The organism is Candidatus Methylopumilus rimovensis, from assembly GCF_006364615.1.
Taxonomy (GTDB): domain Bacteria; phylum Pseudomonadota; class Gammaproteobacteria; order Burkholderiales; family Methylophilaceae; genus Methylopumilus; species Methylopumilus rimovensis.
This window is the reverse complement of the sequence record NZ_CP040986.1, coordinates 857879-876440: the sequence shown is the minus strand read 5'-3', so window position 1 is coordinate 876440 and position 18562 is coordinate 857879. Positions and strand designations below refer to the sequence as shown.

23 protein-coding genes and 2 tRNA genes are annotated in these 18562 nt (G+C 34.9%); 19 read left to right on the top strand and 6 right to left on the bottom strand.

Annotation, left to right across the window (positions count from 1 at the left end):
* Positions 1-10: 10 nt before the first annotated feature.
* The 8 genes from pheT to pqqA all read left to right on the top strand — a co-directional run bounded on the left by pheT (position 11) and on the right by pqqA (position 5548).
* Positions 11-2362 carry a phenylalanine--tRNA ligase subunit beta gene (pheT, locus tag FIT61_RS04435; RefSeq protein WP_139883515.1) on the top strand — a complete coding sequence of 784 codons (2352 nt, stop codon included), beginning with the start codon at positions 11-13 and terminating at the stop codon, positions 2360-2362.
* 35 nt (positions 2363-2397) lie between these two features.
* Entirely contained in the window at positions 2398-2700 is a 303-nt protein-coding gene (locus tag FIT61_RS04430; RefSeq protein WP_028817796.1) for an integration host factor subunit alpha, read from the top strand.
* Complete coding sequence (locus tag FIT61_RS04425; protein WP_139873595.1) at positions 2684-3124, top strand: MerR family transcriptional regulator; 441 nt, start codon at positions 2684-2686, stop codon at positions 3122-3124. The genes FIT61_RS04430 and FIT61_RS04425 overlap by 17 nt, the downstream gene beginning before the upstream one ends.
* Before the next feature lie 20 nt (positions 3125-3144).
* Positions 3145-3221, top strand: a tRNA-Pro gene (locus FIT61_RS04420).
* 167 nt (positions 3222-3388) lie between these two features.
* Positions 3389-4600, top strand: coding sequence for a nucleoside recognition domain-containing protein (locus FIT61_RS04415; protein ID WP_244925182.1), 1212 nt, complete (start codon positions 3389-3391; stop codon positions 4598-4600).
* A gap of 44 nt (positions 4601-4644) precedes the next feature.
* Entirely contained in the window at positions 4645-4896 is a 252-nt protein-coding gene (locus FIT61_RS06795) for a hypothetical protein (protein ID WP_222845037.1), read from the top strand.
* Between the two features lie 21 nt (positions 4897-4917).
* A complete protein-coding gene (locus FIT61_RS04410; RefSeq protein WP_139883512.1) occupies positions 4918-5187 on the top strand; it encodes a hypothetical protein in 270 nt (89 codons plus the stop codon).
* 289 nt (positions 5188-5476) lie between these two features.
* The gene (gene pqqA / locus FIT61_RS06840) at positions 5477-5548 is read left to right on the top strand and encodes a pyrroloquinoline quinone precursor peptide PqqA (protein WP_012777389.1); all 72 of its coding nucleotides are present in this window, start codon (positions 5477-5479) and stop codon (positions 5546-5548) included.
* A gap of 55 nt (positions 5549-5603) precedes the next feature.
* On the opposite strand, the gene FIT61_RS04400 is transcribed toward pqqA, so the two are convergent.
* Positions 5604-6608: a Gfo/Idh/MocA family protein gene (locus FIT61_RS04400; protein ID WP_139883510.1), complete on the bottom strand. Its 1005-nt coding sequence runs from the start codon at positions 6606-6608 to the stop codon at positions 5604-5606.
* 119 nt (positions 6609-6727) lie between these two features.
* On the opposite strand from FIT61_RS04400, the gene FIT61_RS04395 reads away from it, so the two are divergent.
* A complete protein-coding gene (locus FIT61_RS04395; RefSeq protein WP_139883508.1) occupies positions 6728-7108 on the top strand; it encodes a surface-adhesin E family protein in 381 nt (126 codons plus the stop codon).
* Between the two features lie 4 nt (positions 7109-7112).
* Here FIT61_RS04395 and FIT61_RS04390 read toward each other — a convergent pair whose 3' ends face one another.
* The gene (locus FIT61_RS04390) at positions 7113-7427 is read right to left on the bottom strand and encodes a hypothetical protein (RefSeq protein WP_139883506.1); all 315 of its coding nucleotides are present in this window, start codon (positions 7425-7427) and stop codon (positions 7113-7115) included.
* A 64-nt stretch (positions 7428-7491) separates the two neighbouring features.
* A tRNA-Lys gene (locus FIT61_RS04385) sits at positions 7492-7567 on the bottom strand.
* Between the two features lie 319 nt (positions 7568-7886).
* Between FIT61_RS04385 and FIT61_RS04380 the strand changes: the two genes are divergently transcribed.
* Positions 7887-8498, top strand: coding sequence for a DUF2490 domain-containing protein (locus FIT61_RS04380; protein ID WP_187351778.1), 612 nt, complete (start codon positions 7887-7889; stop codon positions 8496-8498).
* A 74-nt stretch (positions 8499-8572) separates the two neighbouring features.
* Here FIT61_RS04380 and FIT61_RS04375 read toward each other — a convergent pair whose 3' ends face one another.
* The 3 genes from FIT61_RS04375 to msrP form a co-directional block, all read right to left on the bottom strand.
* Positions 8573-9877: a DASH family cryptochrome gene (locus FIT61_RS04375; RefSeq protein WP_139883502.1), complete on the bottom strand. Its 1305-nt coding sequence runs from the start codon at positions 9875-9877 to the stop codon at positions 8573-8575.
* 28 nt (positions 9878-9905) lie between these two features.
* Positions 9906-10322, bottom strand: a complete 417-nt coding sequence (locus tag FIT61_RS04370) for a protein-methionine-sulfoxide reductase heme-binding subunit MsrQ (RefSeq protein WP_244925229.1) — start codon at positions 10320-10322, stop codon at positions 9906-9908.
* 176 nt (positions 10323-10498) lie between these two features.
* The gene (gene msrP / locus FIT61_RS04365; RefSeq protein ID WP_139883499.1) at positions 10499-11443 is read right to left on the bottom strand and encodes a protein-methionine-sulfoxide reductase catalytic subunit MsrP; all 945 of its coding nucleotides are present in this window, start codon (positions 11441-11443) and stop codon (positions 10499-10501) included.
* A gap of 111 nt (positions 11444-11554) precedes the next feature.
* On the opposite strand from msrP, the gene FIT61_RS06775 reads away from it, so the two are divergent.
* The 9 genes from FIT61_RS06775 (at position 11555) to FIT61_RS04330 (ending at position 18562) form a co-directional block, all read left to right on the top strand.
* Positions 11555-11713: a hypothetical protein gene (locus FIT61_RS06775; protein ID WP_187351777.1), complete on the top strand. Its 159-nt coding sequence runs from the start codon at positions 11555-11557 to the stop codon at positions 11711-11713.
* A gap of 127 nt (positions 11714-11840) precedes the next feature.
* Positions 11841-12446, top strand: coding sequence for an alternative oxidase (locus FIT61_RS04360; RefSeq protein WP_139883497.1), 606 nt, complete (start codon positions 11841-11843; stop codon positions 12444-12446).
* 83 nt (positions 12447-12529) lie between these two features.
* Positions 12530-12688 (top strand): hypothetical protein, encoded by a 159-nt coding sequence (locus FIT61_RS06770; RefSeq protein WP_187351776.1) that lies wholly within the window; start codon positions 12530-12532, stop codon positions 12686-12688.
* Positions 12689-12693: 5 nt separating this feature from the next.
* Positions 12694-13197, top strand: coding sequence for a peptide-methionine (S)-S-oxide reductase MsrA (gene msrA / locus FIT61_RS04355; protein WP_139883496.1), 504 nt, complete (start codon positions 12694-12696; stop codon positions 13195-13197).
* Positions 13198-13582: 385 nt separating this feature from the next.
* The gene (locus FIT61_RS04350; protein ID WP_139873583.1) at positions 13583-14368 is read left to right on the top strand and encodes a bacteriorhodopsin-like; all 786 of its coding nucleotides are present in this window, start codon (positions 13583-13585) and stop codon (positions 14366-14368) included.
* Between the two features lie 113 nt (positions 14369-14481).
* Positions 14482-15207 carry a bacteriorhodopsin gene (locus tag FIT61_RS04345; RefSeq protein ID WP_139883494.1) on the top strand — a complete coding sequence of 242 codons (726 nt, stop codon included), beginning with the start codon at positions 14482-14484 and terminating at the stop codon, positions 15205-15207.
* A gap of 59 nt (positions 15208-15266) precedes the next feature.
* Positions 15267-16211, top strand: a complete 945-nt coding sequence (locus tag FIT61_RS04340) for a polyprenyl synthetase family protein (RefSeq protein ID WP_222845036.1) — start codon at positions 15267-15269, stop codon at positions 16209-16211.
* On the top strand, positions 16201-17682 hold the full coding sequence (crtI, locus tag FIT61_RS04335; RefSeq protein WP_139883942.1) for a phytoene desaturase family protein: 1482 nt from the start codon (positions 16201-16203) through the stop codon (positions 17680-17682). Before FIT61_RS04340 ends, crtI begins: the two co-directional genes overlap by 11 nt.
* Positions 17672-18562, top strand: coding sequence for a phytoene/squalene synthase family protein (locus tag FIT61_RS04330; RefSeq protein WP_139883491.1), 891 nt, complete (start codon positions 17672-17674; stop codon positions 18560-18562). Before crtI ends, FIT61_RS04330 begins: the two co-directional genes overlap by 11 nt.

The following is an 18562-nucleotide window of genomic DNA, read 5'->3' as shown; positions in this document are numbered from 1 at the left end:
ACATTTCAATATGCAATTTTCTGAAAACTGGTTAAGGTCATACGTTAATACATCACTCGACAGTGATGGGCTTAACCACGTCATGATTATGGCAGGATTAGATGTTGATGATTCTCATCCTCTAGGAGCATCGTTTAGCCATGTTGTAGTCGGTGAGATTGTAGCTATTAAAAAACATCCTGATGCAGATCGACTTCAAGTATGTGATGTCAACATTGGTGATAAGTCATTACAAATTGTTTGTGGTGCATCTAATGCGAGACAAGGCATTAAAGTAGCATGTGCTTTAGTAGGCGCTAAATTACCCTCGATTGATATCAAAGAAGCAAAAGTACGAGGAGTTGAATCGTTCGGTATGCTTTGCTCATTAAAGGAATTAGGATTAGCTGAAGAAGCTGATGGTATTCTGGAGCTCAACCATGATTTAAAAAACGGTACAGATTTAAGAGTGGCGCTTGATCTTAATGATCAAATTACAACATTAAAATTAACACCTAATCGAAGTGATTGTTTAAGTGTTTGGGGTGTAGCTCGAGAAGTGGCAGCCATTAGTGCATCTTCACTTTCTCCCATCCATTATGATGTTAATCCAATCAAGCAAAGCGAAAAGAAAAATGTAATCATTGAAGAAAAAGAAGCATGTCCGCGTTATTGTGGTCGCATCATTAAAAATGTAGATAACACAAAATCGTTGCCTGAATGGATGACTTCAAGACTTGAGCGTTCCAATATAAAGTCAATCAGTCCTATTGTCGATATTACGAATTATGTGTTGCTTGAAATTGGACAGCCACTGCATGCATTTGACCATGAAAAATTACAAGGTGATGTCACGGTTAGATTCGCAAAGCCTGAAGAGCCGATACATCTTCTCAATGATACAAAAATTAAATTATCAAAAAAAGATCTAGTGATTGCAGATCAATCAGGCGCAATTGCATTTGCAGGGGTAATGGGTGGCATGCCTTCATCAGTCACCGATAATACTCAAACTATTTTCTTGGAAAGTGCTTTTTTTGATCCCATTGTGATTGCTGGTAAAGCTAGAGCATATAACTTATCTACAGACTCATCTTATCGTTTTGAACGCGGCGTAGATTTTTCTAATACGCGACATGCACTAGAACGTGCAACATCTCTTATTATTGAATACTGTGGTGGAGCAGCAGGAGAGATTACAGAAGTTTTAAATGCTTTACCAAAGCGCAATGAAATTCATCTAAGACTTAAAAAATTAAATGCTATCTTAGGTATTGAAGTTCCTAGCCAAGATGTTGAGCGAATATTTATACAATTAGGTTTTGAAGTGAATAAAACAATCGAAGGATTTAAAGTCACACCCCCTTCTTATCGCTTTGATATTGCTATTGAAGAAGATCTGATTGAGGAAGTTGTGCGATTGTATGGCTACGATAAAATTCCTTCACATCATCCTCTGAGCCATCAAGTGATGTTACCTACATCCGGCACTTATCATCGTGACCTTAAAGAAGCACTCACATCTCGAGGTTTTTATGAGGTAGTGACTTATAGCTTTATTGAAGATGAGGTTGAGAAATCATTACATGGAAATGCCAATCCGATTCAATTACAGAATCCAATTGCAAGCCAGATGTCGACGATGCGATCATCTTTATGGGGTAGTCACCTTGAAGTTTTAACTTACAATTTAAATCGCCAAGTATCGCGTTTAAATATTTTTGAGATCGCTCAAACCTTCCATGGTGTAAAAAAAGATTTTATTGAGACCGAAGTGATATCAGGACTCAGTTACGGTAGTTTTATGCCTGAGCAGTGGGCTGACAAAATTCGCGATATTGATTTTTATGACATAAAAGCACATGTTGAAGCTTTGACGTCTAAACAACTCACATTTAAAAGAAGTGATAAAACTCCATTAGCGCTTCATCCAGGACAATCAGCAGAAGTCATTTTGGACGCTCAGTCGATAGGTTGGGTGGGTAAATTACATCCAAAATGGCAGCAACACTTTTCCCTCCCTAAAGCCCCTTTTATTTTTGAATTAAAAATAGAGAAGCTTTTAGAAGACAAGGTATTTAAATACGAAGAAATCTCAAAATTCCTCCCGGTAAGGCGTGATATTGCTGTTGTGGTAGACGACTCAGTCGAGGTGGATTCGATTTTAGATGCGGTAAATAAGGCTAAAATTCCGTTCTTAAATCATATGGCTTTATTCGATCTTTACCAAGGAAAAGGCATCGCCGAAAACAAAAAAAGTGTTGCATTTCTGATACTTATGCAGGATACTTCAAAGACATTAGTTGATAGTGAAGCTGATTCTTCTGTATCAAAAATCGTTGAATTACTTGAAAAACAATTTGGCGCAACGCTCCGCAACTAATCCCATATTTAATACCGATTTAAAAGTAGGCCGTTATGACATTAACTAAAGCAGATCTATCCGAAATACTATTTGACCGTGTAGGTTTAAATAAGCGTGAAGCCAAAGATATGGTGGAGGCTTTTTTTGAAGAAATTCGCAATGCACTTGAAAATGGTGACAGTATCAAATTATCTGGTTTTGGTAATTTTGAATTAAGAAAAAAATCAGAAAGACCAGGCCGCAATCCTAAAACGGGCGAAGAGATTCCTATCAAAGCAAGACGTGTAGTGACTTTTCACGCAAGTCAAAAACTAAAAAGCAATGTAGAAGAGAACTACTCTGGAAAGAAAGCTTAAATCCCCCGTCTTACCTGAAATACCTTCAAAGAGATATTTTGCAATCGGAGAGGTAAGTGAGCTTTGTCTCGTCAAGGCGCATGTGCTTCGATATTGGGAGCAGGAGTTTGATCAACTCAAAGACATCAAGCGACGCGGCAATCGACGTTATTATCAATTACCTGAAGTGCTTCTCATTCGTAAAATTAGAGAGCTCCTTCATGATGAAGGCTTTACGATTCAAGGCGCTAAACAGCGACTTAAAGATAAAAATTTTGTTAAGGAAGTAAAGCAAGCTGAGCCCCCCAGAGAATTTCAAGTGACCAAGCAGGGTCAAGTTGAATTACCTTTAGAAAATCTCAATCAATCCAATTCTCTTGCTGGTCTTAATATCAAATCGATTAAAGACGAATTGCTCAGTATTATCGAGCTACTTAAAAAGTAATTCATCATTGTTTTAGTTTTCGGGGCGTAGCGCAGCCTGGTAGCGTACTTGCATGGGGTGCAAGGGGTCGTGAGTTCGAATCTCACCGCTCCGACCAATTAAAGCGATGAATTAGTTTTCAAAAATAGATTTCTTAGCCTTATAATTTTCATACATCTTTAAAATCTAGTAACTCGTACTGGGTGAGTCATTATAAAAATCAATCAACCTTATCAGAATAAAACTTCATCGAAGCATAATGGTTCGATATTAAATACGCTATGGGTGAGTTTTTTCTTTATCGCTTTGTTAAGTGCATTATGGCGATGGGCTAACTTAAGCGACCTCGAAGTTTTTGCTCGCATGGTAGACAGTCTTTTTTCTATGGCGAAATTATCTGTTGAAGTCATGATATTACTTTTCGGAACGCTAACACTATGGTTAGGCTTTTTAAAAATTGCCGAACATGCTGGTTTAGTTGAAAAAATTGCAGGTTGGCTTTCGCCATTATTTAGACGTCTTATGCCTGAGGTTCCTAAAAAGCATCCAGCAATCGGCCTTATCACTATGAATTTTATTGCAAATGGATTAGGTCTTGATAATGCGGCGACACCTATTGGACTAAAGGCGATGCGATCCTTGCAGTCACTTAATCCGACACCAAAGATTGCCAGCAATGCACAAATTTTATTTTTAGTGATGAATGCATCTTCACTTACTTTGCTACCTGTATCAATCTTTATGTATCGTGCACAACAAGGTGCTGCAGATCCTACTCTTATATTTTTACCTATTCTTTTAGCGACAAGCGCATCTACGATAGCTGGATTTTTTTCTGTAGCATTCACTCAACGTATTAAAATGAATGATCCTGTGGTATTGACATGGATGTTAACTATAGCGATTTTATTAAGTGCATTTATCTTTTTCTTAAGTCACTTATCAGCTGCGGCATTAGGCGTATTCTCGTCTTTCTTAGGGAATGCTGCACTTTTTGGATTGATTATTACTTTTCTTGTGATCGGTGTTTTAAAGCGTGTGCCAGTTTATGAGTCATTTATTGAAGGCGCTAAAGAAGGTTTTGATGTATCAAAAAATTTACTTCCTTATTTGGTTGCAATGTTATGTGCAGTAGGTGTTCTTCGGGCGTCAGGAGCACTTGATTTCACTTTAGACATGATTCGTTATTTAGCTCATAGCTTTGACTGGGATACACGTTTTGTGGATGCATTGCCTACTGCACTTGTAAAACCTTTTTCTGGGAGTGCCGCAAGAGCTATGTTAATTGATACTATGATAACTCACGGTGTAGATAGCTTTCCATCATTATTAGCAGCTACTGTGCAAGGAAGCACCGAAACTACATTTTATGTTTTGGCTGTTTATTTTGGTGCCGTAGGTATTCAGCGAGCTCGCCATGCAGTGGCATGTGCATTATTTGCAGATCTTATTGGGGTATTAGCTTCTATTGCTGTTTGTTATTGGTTCTTTGGATAAACGTATTTTAATTTGGATTTGATATGAATGTATTCATGATAATTATGTATGGTGGTATTTTATTTTTAATTGCTGCTTTTTCTTTTGCATTCATATCATGGAAGATTTATAAAAAGAATAAAAAAAGTAAACAATTAAAAAATTTATATTTGGCACGTGTTGTTTCCGCGGTACTTTTAACACCTTATGTATTTTTTCAGTATATATTTTCTGATTTAACTTACCTCCCTATCAGAATTGCTTTTGTAATTTTCTCTTTTTTCATTCTTTATCTTCTAGTTAAGCGTTGGGGGTAAAGAGGCATCATCAAGACGCAAATGATTACGATTAAATTAATTAAAGATTCTGATTTTGAAGTCACGGTGAAATTAAAATCGACTACACAACATGAGGTTCATGTTTCAAATGATTTCCATAAGTCACTAACGGATGGTAAGGTCTCGCATGAGAGTTTAATCAAAGCTTCGTTTGAGTTTTTATTGGAGCGAGAATCGAATAATTCGATTCTTTCTCAGTTCGATTTAGAGGTAATCTCGCAGTATTTTCCAGAGTACGAAAAAGAAATAAAGAAGCGGCTGAAGCCCTAGCCTTTCGTATACAATGTTCATTTATTCAACCTATTAAGGAGGTCATATATGGGTAGTAAAGATAAGAGAAAAGAATCTAAAGGTAAAAAACCACAACCTAAGCCAGCTAAGGTGTAGTTTTATAAGTTATTGATTTATATAGTTTTTAATATAAATTTATTGTTTTAGTGCCTTATCTCTCATGATTTTCATGAGACCTCATTCATGATCCTAAAGGTGTTTACTTTTATAGTCCGAGTAAGATTACATTTAAGTAATTTCTTATTAACTTAATAAAAGGATAAACATCATGTGGACAACTCCAGCTGCTACTGAAATGCGTTTCGGTTTCGAAGTTACAATGTATGTAATGAATAAGTAATTATTCAGATTTTAAAAAAGCCCGCTATATGCGGGCTTTTTTGTTTTTAAAGCTTTTAAAGATGAACCCAGGTTTTTGTTTTGATGGATGATTGAATAGCTTCCAATGTTTTTGTATTCCAAAGTGCATCATCTAAAGAAAGTTTAGGTGCGGTATTATTTATGATGCATTGGTTAAAGTGATCAATCTCAAGCGTAAAATGATTGGCTTTTTTAATATGTTCATTTTTTACGCCATCTGCATCTGTTGTTAAAGTTAATAAGGCTTCATCATTCTCATGCTGCCATACTGTATGGCACATTAATTTCCCTTTTGATCCGAATATTTCAAATTGAGAACGTCGAACACATTCAAAGCTGATATCAAATTGTGCGCGTCTGTTATTTCCAAAATCGATCATCCCTGAGGTTGTGAGATCTGCACCGTGTTCATTGAGATGGCTTTTTGCAACGATTGATAGAGGATTCTGCTCAAAGCATTGCCTTATCGTATGAATGGCATAAGGTCCAATATCCCAAAGTGCACCACCACCATTTTCAATTGAACGATCGATTCGATAAAAACGTGCAGGCTGGATTGGAAAAGAAAACATAGAATGCACATATTGAACATCACCTAACAATCCTGAGCTGATGATTTCTTTTACGCGATCAAATTGGGGATGAAAGACATACATAAAACCTTCCATCACCTTGACATGATTTTTTTCGGCAGCCTCTTGAATTGCTTTAACTTCTTTTGAATGAAGTGTGATGGGTTTTTCAATTAACACATGTTTTTTATTATTGACCGCTTTAAGAGCTGGCTCGGTATGCTCTTCATTTGAGAGTGGAATATAAATAGCATCTATATCGGGATGGTAAATCACTTCATCCAGTGAATTAAAGGTTTTAACTTTACCTTTTAGGTTGGGTTGATATTTTTCTAAACATTCTTCTGCGGCATTTGCTCTTCGACTTCCAATGGCAAATAGATCACCAAAAGGACTATTAGCAATAGCTGGAAGAAGTCGTTCGTTTACGCGCGCAGCCCCCAGAATACCCCAACGTATTTTTTTCATTTTTTTTAACTTAAATTAAACGATGTTTAATTATGCTCAGCCTTCAGTGAATAGACAAGCCGTGATTTCTCAGAAGTTTCATGTTGAGAAAATATTTATTAAATGCGATGATTTGACCCATGAAATTTTTCCTATCTCTTTTGTTTCTTATTCCAATTCATTCCTTTGCTGATTGGTCTTTGGTGCATCAAGACGATGCCGATCATTACATAGATTATGCTCTTATGAGTAAAAGTGGACATAAGACAAGGGCGTGGTATTTACAAAATTACGCCGAACCACAAACCATTAAAAATCTTCAATATCGATCTGTTAAAAATAGATCAGAGTTTGATTGTAAGTCTCGAAAAATGCGAATTCTTGCTTATGCGTTATACCCAGAGCCTATGGGGCAAGGCCATTCATTATTTAATAAAGGTGAAGCATTAGATTGGCAAGCAATCAAACCTAAAACGCTGAATGATTTGTACTTAAAAAGCGTCTGTAGCAAAAAGAAATAGAGTTTTATTTGCTTCCACGTTTAGGTAATACAACACCAAGTCTTTGAGCGGCCATTTCATTATTACCTTCTGAATCTGCTAAAACCCATCCAGTCATAAACATACGCGTCATATATTGTCTGTTATATAAAAAAGCCACAATGATCTGCCATAGCCCTAATGTGATAATTGAAAAAAGCATATGAAGTGCAGCTACACCTAATTCACCTCTAAAAAGCGGCACAAACCAACCAAAAAAAAGATAGGTCCAACTAAAACCATAGTAACCAATTTTAATCATGCCAGAATTCGGATGTTTAATAATTACGGCGGTAGCCATTGTTATTCCTTAGTTTTATAAAATTAAATTTTAATAGAGATTATCAGAAATAAATTAATTTTAGTGGTGGGGGATGCGAGGGTCGAACTCGCGACAAACGGATTAAGAGTCCGCTGCTCTACCAGCTGAGCTAATCCCCCAGAAAAGAACATTTTACAGTACTTGTGCGGGTTGTAGATGGCAAACCAAGTCAAAACTGCAAAGGGTGAATAGTGGCGAACTTTAAAACAACTGAAACTTCAGTAATTAGATTTTGTAAATTTCAAGATTTTGAGTGGTCTGAGTCATCAGGTATCTAATCTAGTAAACTAATGATAAATGCTTAAGCGTCATATTTCCTTCATAATTATCAGTGATTATCATAAGATTTGTGTGCATTCTATGTTTAAAAATTACATAAATTACCTAGTTTATATTTTGACTAGCTTCGTGCTTACATATTCTCCGCTTATCAAGGCTATGGATGAAGATAGTCGCTTATGGCAAGCCTTTATTGCAGAAGGCAATATTACAAAAGATGTGCGCTGGTATGCCGAGGTTCAGGCACGCTGGAAGGATGATGTAAAAAACTTCGACCAGGGTTTTTTACGTCCCGCTTTAAATTTTGCATTATCAGAAAAAGCCTCACTGTGGCTAGGGTACGCCTATGCTGACACTAAAGCGGCCAATGGGCATACTCACGAAGATCGTTGGTGGCAGCAGTTTCAATACGTATCAAAGTACAACGACATTACATGGCTTACTCGTTCTAGGCTTGAGCAGCGCCATTTGGATAGCGGCGACTCAGCATCATATCGCTTCAGACAACAGATACGTGCGAGTTTGCCGATCAATGGTAGAAATGACTTGAGTTATTTAGTTTGGGATGAAGTCTTCTGGAACGTAAATGATACGCAATGGGCAGGATCTGATGGTTTTAATCAGAATCGTCTATTTACTGGTTTGATGTGGAAATATACCGAGTCATCAAGACTAGAAATTGGCTACTTGAATCAGTATATCAATGGAACAAATGGTAGGACTGATCAAATGAATCATGTACTTTCTAGTTTTGTGTTTATCGGTTTCTAGCTATCTTTAATGATGTTTTGAAGTCTATTAAATTATTTGAGTATAAAGATAGAAAAAGTGGTGAGTGAAAAAAGCTAAATTGGAGAAATGTTTATGGACTGTTCTTTCCAATAATTCTTATATATATCAGTTGGATCATGTTCTAAATTTTGTTTTGTCGTATTAAATCTTCTTCCACCTCTAGGATCAGTGCCATTTCCTGCAATGTAAAGCCAATTCCCATGATTACTATAAACATCATAGTCAATTAATTGAGATTCAAACCATTGAGCCCCTTTTCTCCAGTCACACTCTAAATCATAAATTAAGTAGCTTGCAACAATTTGTCTCATTCTGTTTGATAGGTATCCAGTCAAAAAAAGTTCTCTCATGCCAGCATCGATTAATTGATTTCCTGTCCTACCATGTATCCAAGCTTCAAATTTAGATTCATTATGGTTTATGTGTGTTGGATTCTTATTTAATCCATTTTTTAAATAGAGACTTTTTCCATATTTAAAATGTAAGAATCTAAAGTAATCTCTCCATAGAAGTTCAAACCATATCCAATATGAGCTTTCATTTGCACCAAATTGATCCTCAAATTCTTTTAATTTAAAGGCTATATATTTTGCGGATATACAACCGATAGCAAGCCATGGAGAAAACTTTGTTGAAAAATCAATACCGGATAGTTTATTTCTTGTTTCTTTATAAGAATGAGGTAGTTTTTTAAGTAAATAATTTTCAAGGTGAGCCAGCGCAGTTTTTTCACCACCTAAGAATTGATTTTCTGTATATGGAAAAGATGATTTTTGATTCTTAATCTCTTTTGTAAAATTAATATTTATATCACTTTCAAATTTTTTGTTTGGAAGACGCGGAAGTTTTGAAGGCGATTGAGCCAATGTTTTTATTTCAATATTCTTTAACTCAATCTGCTTTCTAAATTCTGTAAAAATATCTGGCATATTTTGAGGTTCAAATGGAAGTTCGGATGGATCAATCATTGAGGACTGCCAAAATGTCACAACAGGAATACCGAGGCTTCGAATTAATGCTTCTTGCTCAAGCTCTTCAGGAGCTATAATTTTTTCGAAGAAAATATTTGTAGCACCGATTGCATCTGCTATTTTTTTTATCTGATCACAAATATTACCCTGAACTTCAATAAGATCTGAGCCCATCAATTTAAGACTAGCGCTTAATTGATTTAATGCCTGTCTTAAAAAAGTTTGTCTATGTATACCAACCCTTTTAACGCTTTTATAAATCAAATCATTATTCGGATGACAAAATAAAGGTAATAAAATATCGCTTTCACTTGCAGCCTTTAGAAAGGCTGGATTGTCTATTAAACGAAGATCATTTCTAAAACAGTAAATAGTGATATTGGGCATTTAATCTTAAATTTTTTAATTATGTGTTCTAAAGCTTTTGTCGCTTAAACATATTTAATCTCAATAGAAATAATATGAAAATAATGAGGGCGTAAATGAGTGGCTCGGTGATATCTTTTTTAACTAGCCATAAAAAGTGAAGTACACCTAGAATAGCTATTAGATAAATAAGACGATGTAACCTTTTCCAATTAAATTTAAGCTTTCTCATCATTGTGTCTGATGAAGTAATAGCTAAAGGTAATAACAAAAGCCATCCTAAAAAACCCACAAGTACATAGCGATGCTTAATGATGTCATTTTTTATATCAATCCAAGCAAAATGATAATCGAGCCCTATATAGCAAAGAAGATGCACTGTTGCATAGAAAAAAGTAAAAAGCCCTAACATTCTTCTATATAAAATCCATTGATTCATATGGGTGATTCTTCTTAAAGGCGTCATGCTTAATGTTAGACACAAAAAAATCAGTGCCCACTTACCAAAATGACGCTCAATAAATTCGACTGGATTAGCTCCAAGATTATTTAGGAATATAGCAACACTAAGAGATAAAATTGGCCAAAGGCTTATGATAAAAATTAAACGTTTGATATATATTTGATTTAACTTCAAAAGGCTTAAAAATACCTATTTAGATCCATGCCCTGATATAAGTGAGCAACCTCTTCTTGATAGCCATTAAACATCTGGGTTTTTAGTCGAGGTGTTAATAAACTTTCACCCACTCTTCTTTCAGTGGTTTGTGACCAGCGAGGGTGATCAACCTTAGGATTCACATTTGCGTAAAAACCATATTCCTTTGGGTTTGCTTTCATCCAAGTAGATATAGGCATTTTTTCTACTAATCTAATTTTTGTAATCGCTTTAATGCTCTTAAATCCATATTTCCATGGCACAACTAATCTGATAGGCGCACCATTTTGTTTAGGTAAAACTTTTCCATATAAACCCACTGCTAATATCGTCAAAGGATGCATCGCTTCATCTAATCTTAGGCCTTCGGTATAGGGCCAATCGAGCATGTCATCTTTTTGGCCAATCATTTCACTTGGCCGTTTTAAGGAGACAAATTCCACATACTTAGCATTTCCATTCGGGGACACTTTTTTAAGTAATGCATGTAATGGAATACCCACCCAAGGGATGACCATCGACCAACCTTCGACGCATCGAAGTCTATAAATGCGCTCTTCTAAAGGCATCTCTTTTATAAGTTCATCCAAATCTAATTTGAGTGGTTTAGTCACAGAACCTTCAATAGAGATTGACCAAGGGTCGATATTTAATTTTTCTGCGTAGTCATAAGGGTCAGATTTTGAAGTACCGAATTCATAATAATTGTTATAGCTTGTGATGTCCTTAAGTGAGGATAGCTTTTCTTTTTCTCGCTCTTTAGCTTGAGCAAATGAAGGTAGTGTATGAAGTGCTGCAAAACTTTTATTTGCAAATGCAGAGAGCGCAGTTGAACCTAAAATTAAACCTAAATTTTTTATAAAATGTCGACGATCAATATAAATATGCTCAGGCGTAATTTCTGATGACGGTATTTTTTTTATCTTCATTAAAATTAAGTAAATTTAGTTATTGCTGATACTCTAGTTGAAAATAGTTAACTTGAATAGAAATAGATTATAGAAATTTATCTAGCAATTATTTTATAAGGAGCTCAAATTTTGGAAGATAAAAGATGCTGTGGAAGAGGAGTCTGTATCATTAATGCTCAAGGTATTTGTTGGTGCGGTCAAAGGTGGGATGGTGAAAAAATGATCTCTTCAAAGCCAGATGACAGCAAAAAAATAGAATTAGAGAAAAAACGGCTATCAAAAAATTAATCATTTAAATGAATCACGCTCATTAAATATTGTAGCAAGGCTCTAGAAGGCGTGAGTTACAATAGAACCTAAATCCAGAGGTTTTTTCATTGAACTCATTCGATTAATTTAACTCTCTAAAAACATCATGATTAAAAGAATAACTCATCATAAAGCTGAAGGTTTTTCTGATTACTTTGCCTTAGCTTGTACTAAATTCCTTCGTTTTTTTGCAGATACTTTTTTTGCTGGACGATACGGACATAGAGCTGTAGTTTTAGAAACGGTAGCAGGCGTCCCAGGAATGATAGGCGGTACTTTACAACACCTGAAATCCCTAAGGCGGATGCAAAATGACGATGGTTGGATCAGGTTATTGCTCGATGAGGCTGAAAATGAGCGTATGCATTTAATGACCTTTATTGAAATTGCCAAGCCAAACGCTTTTGAAAGGTTCTTGATCATTCTGGCACAAGGCATTTTTTATAACTTATTCTTTTTGCTTTATTTGATTTCATCTAGAACAGCCCATCGCTTAGTTGGTTATTTTGAAGAGGAAGCAGTTTATAGCTATACAGAATATTTGCATGGTGTCCAAATGGGTAAATATGAAAATATTCCAGCACCTCAAATAGCTATTGATTATTGGCATTTAAAAAAGAACGCACGATTAAGTGATGTTATTTTGGCTGTGCGAAAAGATGAAATGAATCATAGGGATGTAAATCACTATTTTTCAAATCAACTTAACTAACTTCTTGGAACTAATAAATTTACATCGAATCTTAAATGCGTTAACCATAAGTTAATAATTTTAAGAACCCAAAAGGTGTAAATATGATTAATAAAGAAGATAAAAATAAAAACCGAAAAGTTAAAGATTTAGCAACAGAAGCAGCTATTAAAGCTTTAACACTTCCGGAACAATTCCCCTGTAAAGCTGAAGATAAAGCATGCACTAAAAGATGGCTTGAATCACAGTCTGATTGTGCTTGATTAAAATGGCTAATGAAACAGTATATTTGGCAGGTGGTTGCTATTGGGGCTTAGAAAATCTTTTAAGTGGAATTCCGGGCGTTGTTGATACAACGGTAGGTTTCTCCGGCGGGCATGTTAAAAATGTATGTTATCGAGAAGTCACAACCGGTACAACAGGGCATGCAGAGACAGTAAAAGTCGTTTTTGATTCTGATATTTTAAGTTTTAAGGACTTACTTTTATTCTTTTTTAAAATACATGATCCCACAACGCTTAATCAACAAGGCAATGATTTAGGCACTCAATACCGATCAGCTATTTTCGCAACCAATAATGAACAAATCATGATGGCCGAAGATTTAATTAAAAAGATCGATGCGTCAGGTGCGCTTTCAAGAAAAATTACAACAGAGGTAATTACATTCAGCTCATTTTTCCCCGCTGAAGAAAATCACCAAAAATACTTAAAGAAATACCCGGATGGCTATTCATGCCATTTTTTACGAGATATAAATTGGGTACTTTAAATATTATTACTTAATGAGGAGATGAGGCGTTAAGTTTGAGGGTGTTTTAATAAACAAAACCCCTTCTTTCTCTATTCATGCAAGGATTTAGTAAGCAAATAAAAAAAGAAGGGGCGAACCTAGGAAAAAATTTACGTCGAAATAAATTTTTAGCTAATCCAATTTATTCCTTTGATTACAAAAAATCAACACTATATAGGTTTTTATTTATTCCCATATTTGTTTTATGGTTAATGATAATCATGAATGAAATCAATAGAATAAAAATATATATAACAACCCTAAAGTTAGAGTGTAAACTTTCTTCAAGATAATTTTATTAATGCTACATTTAATTATCTAAACTTTAGTCGTTAAAGTTTTTTTCAATCAACAGGAGGTTCTTATGTTTCAAGGTTTTTTTAAATCCCTAAGAAATAAGTGCTTATTAGGATTGTCTTTATTAGGCTTATCAACATCAGTTTTTGCTACATCAGGTCAAGTGCTTCAATCAAGCGATTTTGTTGGTATTACCTTTTGGCTAATCTCAATGGCATTAGTTGCTTCAACTGCTTTCTTCTTCCTCGAAAGAGATCGTGTAGCAGGTAAGTGGAAAACTTCTCTCACTGTGTCCGGACTTGTTACATTAGTAGCGGCTGTTCACTATTTCTATATGCGTGACGTGTGGGTCGCAACTGGATCAACACCAACAGTTTATAGATATATTGATTGGCTCATTACAGTACCACTATTAATGATTGAGTTTTATTTGATCCTATCTGCAATTACCAAAGTATCAACAGGTGTTTTTTGGAGACTTGTAATTGGTACATTAGTAATGCTTGTGGGCGGTTATGTTGGCGAAGCTGGCTATGCTGACGTGATGACATCATTTATCGTTGGTATGCTTGGATGGTTCTATATCCTTTACGAAATCTTTGCTGGCGAAGCAAGCAAAATTAGTGCAAATAAGGCTCCTGCAACTGTGCAAAAAGCTTTTAACACTATGAGATTAATTGTAACTTTTGGATGGGCAATTTATCCATTAGGCTACTATTTCGGATATTTAACTGGCGCTGATCCTGCAAGCAGCATGGCATCATTAAACATTATCTATAACTTAGCTGATGTTTTAAATAAAATTGCATTCGGTGTAATTATTTGGTCTGTAGCTGTTTCAGAATCTAAGTAAGTATGTAATATATTAAAAAAACTGTGTGGCTTAGGCTACACAGTTTTTTTATTTTTTGCCTTTAAATTTAAATATATCAAAAGCCCAAGTAACAAAATCGATATACCCATACGATGAATAATGTTGAGTTTAATTTAGTTTATAACGCAATTTCATTTGCAATTGCTGCTTTTGGAGCCTCAACTATTTTTTTTCTATTGCAAAGATCGCAAGTATCTCCTGCATATAAAACTGCATTAACTCTCTCAAGTCTTGTTTGTTTGATCACAACGTATCACTACCTAAGGATTTTCGAAAGTTTTAATAATGCATACTTATTAAAAGATGGTTTAGTGATAGAAAGCGGTATGCAATTTAACAATGCATATCGATATGTTGACTGGTTATTAACAGTCCCTCTTTTGCTTTTAGAGTTTGTTTTAATTTTAAGATTGCCTCATTCAGAGACATACAAAAAAGGATTTGCCTTGGTTGCAGCATCAGCCCTTATGGTCTTATTGGGCTATCCTGGCGAAACGCTTACTATTGGATTTGCTAAGATTATTTGGTGGATTTTAGCCATGATTCCATTCTCATACATACTCTACGAAATGGTTTATGGCATAGGAATGTCAATCAAAACCCAACCTATGATTGTTCAACCGTTATTTAAGAAAACAAGATTACTTATTATATTGTCTTGGTCATTTTACCCTTTAGTTTATATTCTTCCCTTGCTAGGTTTTTCTGCATTTGTAAGTATTCAGGTGGGATATACCTTCGTAGATATTATTGCTAAATCAGTTTTTGGCATTTTGATATACATTATCGCGCAAAGAAAATCTGAAATTGGTGCCTAGTTAAGCCTTTTATCTAAATAAGCTAAATTTCTATATGCTTTCTTTTAAATAAATTAATGATGTATACAGACGAAAGCGACTCCATAAGTATTGTAAAAAAACATCTGGCGATGTCTTTTGATGTCGACGAGAAAAACTTATCTCAGTGGTTAAATTGGCATGGCAGATCAGAAGGTAAATTAATCAGATCGCACTTAGCTTTATCATCCGGTGAAGCCTTAGGAATCTCTAAACACACAGCAATTATTTGGTCTGTTGTTTGTGAGTTAATTCATAGCGCATCTTTACTTCACGATGATATTTGCGATAGCGATGAAATAAGAAGAGGCAAGGTAAGTGTTTGGAAGAATTTTGGAATTCCAGCTGCAATATGCACAGGCGATTATTTGATTGCTGAGTCGTTTCGAAAAATCACTGAAATTGAGCAGGGCTGGCATCAGAATATTTTACTTAGCCTGCTTTCAGGAACTGTTAAGGAAATCGTATTCGGTCAATCGGGAGACGTCAATACGAATTTTTTAAGTTTAAGTTGGGAAGAATATATAAAACTTGCAACAGCTAAAACATCACCACTTATTTGTTTACCTATTATGGGTATGTTCAAATGTGGAGAGCTAGAAGAGCCTTATTATATGCACTTAAGAAAATTAACAGACGAAATGGGGCTTGCCTACCAAATAGTGAATGACTTAGAAAATATTTTAATCAGCCAACATAACGAAATTCCCACAGATATTAAATTTGAGAGAGTGAATGCACTTATTGTTTTACTTAAGGAAAAGTCCTCCGAAAAAGAAATAAATTTCCTTAAGAAAAATAAGAGCGAGTTAAAGCAATATCTTTTATCATCAAATATTGCAGATGATTTAATTTTTAAAATTGAGAATATTCTACATGGCATTAAAAATTCTCTACATCTTATGCCAGTCGTCATCAGACCTATTATTTCTTCTTTAAGCGAAGAAATTGAAAAAAGATCCCATCAATTCTCACATGCAAACTAAAAAAATTATTGTCATTGGAAGTGGTTTCGGCGGTATTGCAGCTGCTTTGAGAATGCGAGCAAAGGGGTATGAAGTTGATTTACATGAAAAGCTTGATCAACTTGGCGGAAGAGCAAGACAATTCAATCAAAATGGGTTTATTCATGATGCTGGCCCTACAGTTATAACAGCGCCTTATTTATTTAGAGAGTTATTTGAAATTTTTGGTGAAGAAATAGATGATTTTATTAATTTCATACCTTTAGATCCATGGTATCGCTTTAGATTTCATGATGGATCATTTTTTAACTATGGTCCAAATCAAGATGAATTATTAGAGCAAATCAAAGCTTTTGAGCCTAAAGATGTGAATGGGTACCTTAAAATGCTTAAACATGCTGAGAAAATTTTTGAATTAGGCTACCTTAAGCTTGCTGACCAACCTTTTCATAAACTAAGCAGTTTGATTCGGTATACCCCCGATATTATTAAATTAAAAGGCTATCAATCTGTTTATCAGTTTGTTTCAACTTATTTAAAGCATCCAAACTTAAGACAAGCATTTTCAATTCAACCCTTACTCGTGGGTGGTAATCCTTTCAATACAACCTCTATATATGCATTGATTCATGCACTAGAAAAAAAATGGGGAGTATTTTTTGCTAAAGGTGGCACCGGGGAAATAGTCTCTCAATTAAAAATGCTTATGGAGCGAAAAGGGATTAATATTTTTTTAAATAGTGAGATTAATAAGATTGTGACTTCACAGCAAAAAGTCGACGGTATTGTAAATTCAAAAGGAGATTTTTATAAAACTGACTATTTAATTACAAATGCAGATCCCATTTATACAAATAATCATTTAATAGACAATCAGAAAATCTCACTCCATAACAAATTTATTAATAAAACAGCAAAACATTCAATGGGCTTATTTGTCCTTTTCTTTGGAACAAAAGTTAAGTATGAAAATATTGCTCATCATACGATATGGATGGGACCAAGATACAAAGAGCTATTAAGTGATATTTTTGACCTTCACAAATTGGCTGACGATTTTTCTATCTATCTTCATAGACCCACAGCAACTGATACTAATTTTGCACCTATCGGTTGTGATAGTTTTTATGCCCTAATTCCAGTTCCGAACTTGAAAGGGAATATAGTTTGGGAGGATGAAGCGCCCGCATTCATTAAATCAATTATCAAAGCATTAGAACAAACAATGATGCCAAAACTTACTGAAACCATTTGCGAATCATTTTATATGACTCCAGAAAACTTTCTTCAAGATTACAATACACCTTTCGGGTCTGGTTTCTCTATAGCACCTCTATTTAGACAATCTGCTTGGTTTAGGACTCACAATAAAGATGATTTATATCAGAATCTTTTTTATGTGGGTGCAGGTACTCACCCAGGTGCTGGTGTTCCCGGTGTTTTGAACTCTGCCAAAGTTATTGATAAGCTTATTCCTAAACATGAAAAATAATTTACTCATGCGTAAGCATGGTAAGACTTTTTATTGGGCTTCCCTTTTCCTTGATAAGTCGAACATGCAAGCCATTTATTCAATTTATAGCTTCTGCCGAAGAGTCGATGATATGGTGGATGAAGCCAAAACTACCCACATAGCAAAAAAAAGACTTTTGATATTTACGGAAGCATGGAAGAAGAGCAGATCACATCCTGTTATTAATTTGTTGAGCGATATTCCAAAAGAAAACTGGCCCAACCAAAAACTTGTTAAAAATTTCTTAAATGGACAAATTTCAGATATTAAATTTTCCACCTTTAAATCAGAAAAATCTCTAATTGTTTATTGTTATCAAGTTGCTGGTACTGTCGGTTTAATGGTCTGTGATATTTTTGGGGTAAAAGATAAAAAAATGCGATATTTTGCAATTGATTTAGGAATTGCGATGCAGTTAGTCAATATTTCGAGAGATATTTATGAGGATAGTCTACGAAACAGAGTTTATTTGCCAGAAAGTCTCATTGGGAAATATAGAGCTAAAGAAATTGCTAATCCAAACAAGGAGACAGCTAGAAAAATAGATGAAGCTCGAAAGAAAATGATTCAATTAGCGAACATCTATTTTGAAAGCGCTAGTCGAGCTATTGACCATTTACCCAAAGGCGCATCACTTGCCGTGAAATTAGCTTCAGCTTTATACCAGCAAATTGGATACCAGCTAATGAAAGCCCATTATGAGCGTAAAGAAAAAAGGTGTTATGTTAGTAATTTTTCTAAGTTTATGATTACATTGGGTATTATTACAAAATACTTGACCTCATTTAAACAAGAGATGAAGCTGCATAATAAAAATCTTCATAAATTTATTCATAATCTACCCGACGCACATTTTTGA